We start from the raw sequence: 1,948 nt of genomic DNA, 5'->3' as shown, positions 1-1,948 counted from the left end.
GCTAGAATCGAATCAGTTTCTGAAATCGCCCAGGGGATTACGCTACGGGACAATGTCTCATCATTGCCAAGTTGCGCGAGTTCCAACCCCTCACGCAAACGAGCGAGCGGGGAGCGTAAATCATGTGCGATCTCATTTCCAACCTGTCTCAGATTTTCCATGAGGAATTCAATCCGATCCAGCATAAGATTGACGCTTACAGCCAGATCATCAAGTTCGTTTCTGTAGCTGGACCTCGTCAATCTTCGACTAAAATCGCCTCCCATGATTGATTCGAGTGTCGCGTTGATATCCTTTATACGCGAAACCGCGTTCTGACCCAACACGATTCCGGCCCCCAACCCGAGCGCCAGCAGAATACTAAAACCAATAAAAAAGCTTCGAACCAGACGTTGCCTCAGCTCTACAAGGGCGGTCGCGTCTTCGCCAACCACCAGCAAGCCACCATCTGCCAACCGAATTCCCAGATTTCGTGTCGTCATGATGTGAGATGCTGGATGCATAACGATAAGATTATGCCAACTCCAACCTTGCATGCGTGAAGGATCGGCGAGATTTGTCGCAACGACATGCCCCTGAGGGTCGATCAATGTGACAAAGGTGCCGTGTACCACCTCACTTTGCGCCTCGCGTACAGCTTCCATCGCAACCGCCGTACGTAAGATTTCTCCGGGATCGACAATTTCCGCTGCTTCATTACCGATTTGGCGATCCAGAGTGCGGACCATCGCGCCGGCAGTTCCATAATAGATGACCAAAAAAACAAGTCCGGCGCCAAGGGAGGCTAAAATTGCGCCGCAAGCGGCAAGCCTGAAACTGGTTGTACGGATTAGGCTTGGCGATCGCGCCTGCCGCGCGCTTCCAGGACTTTGTTCAATTTGCATCGACACCCAATCGATATCCGACACCGCGTAGCGTATGCAATATCTTCACGGAAAAATCCGATTCGATCTTGACGCGCAAGCGCGATACGTGACTCGCGACAACGCTGGTTCCGGGGTCAAAATCATAATCCCAGACTTTTTCGAGTAGCATTTTGTATGTCGTTATTTTCCCCTGGTTGAGCAACAAAGCCTCAAGAATTTTGAATTCGATCTGGGTTAGAGAAATTTCCCAACCGGCACGTGTGGCAATGTGCTTGCGGCGGTCGAGCCATAGATCGGTGTACGACAGAATGGAGCGCCTAGATGGTGCTGGGCAGCGGCGAATCAGAGCTTCAACGCGTGCGCAGAGTTCTGCAAATGCAAATGGCTTTATCAAATAATCGTCGCCACCGGCACGCAGCCCTTCTACCCTATCGTCAATGCCATCGAGCGCGGTGAGAAACAGCACTGGCACCTCGACACGGGTCTTGCGCAGGGCCTGCACAAGCTTTAGGCCATCATATCCCGGCAACATCCGGTCGACAATCAGCAAGTCCCAGGGGTCAACGCTCGCCCGTAACAGACCGTCATTTGCTGTGGCAACCGTCGTCACCTGATGCGCCTTAAGGGTGAGAGCCTGGCAAACAAGCGCGGCGGCCTGGTGGTCATCTTCTATAAGCAGGATTTTAAAGCCGGTCATCCGGACTTAGCTTTAACGTCCGCTTATATGTTCGCAAGTGATCTTTTTATAACAATGCGCATTGCATTTTCTACGGCAGCGGTTGGTTTCAGGCGGGCCAGTATAACTGGTATCCATCGATACGCTAGGATTAGGCTAACGAACTTATCTTAGCCAGCGCAAATATATTATCGAGCTTAAAAACCACCTTCGACTAATATTAAAATGCCCTCGCGGCATCGTCGGTGATAACCAATTAAATCGAGATTAAGAAAGCTATTTATGCCTCTTGGCATCGCTATATCCGCATGCGCTAGCATTCCTTGGTCTGTTGTAGCCGCATAAGATACTACCACACGGGACCTACGAGATTAGAGATCAGGATTGAGCTTGGGAATGAGATTAG

General features: G+C 50.8%; 2 protein-coding genes. Both read right to left on the bottom strand.

The window, feature by feature from the left end; translation table 11 throughout:
- The coding region (locus MXAZACID_RS17160; protein WP_144052890.1) for a HAMP domain-containing protein at positions 1-908 on the bottom strand (908 nt) is incomplete at its 3' end.
- Entirely contained in the window at positions 874-1,563 is a 690-nt protein-coding gene (locus MXAZACID_RS17155) for a response regulator transcription factor (RefSeq protein WP_008495821.1), read from the bottom strand. The genes MXAZACID_RS17160 and MXAZACID_RS17155, both read right to left, overlap by 35 nt.
- Positions 1,564-1,948 lie beyond the last annotated feature (385 nt).

This window comes from Acidocella sp. MX-AZ02, from assembly GCF_000306035.1.
GTDB classification, from domain to species: Bacteria; Pseudomonadota; Alphaproteobacteria; order Acetobacterales; family Acetobacteraceae; genus Acidocella; species Acidocella facilis.
Note: the sequence above shows the minus strand (reverse complement) of the source record. Positions and strands in the feature narration are given on the sequence as shown.

Excerpts from the sequence above, each read along its gene's own strand:
- MXAZACID_RS17155 (WP_008495821.1), bottom strand. The coding sequence starts at position 1,563 with ATGACCGGCTTTAAAATCCTGCTTATAGAAGATGACCACCAGGCCGCC.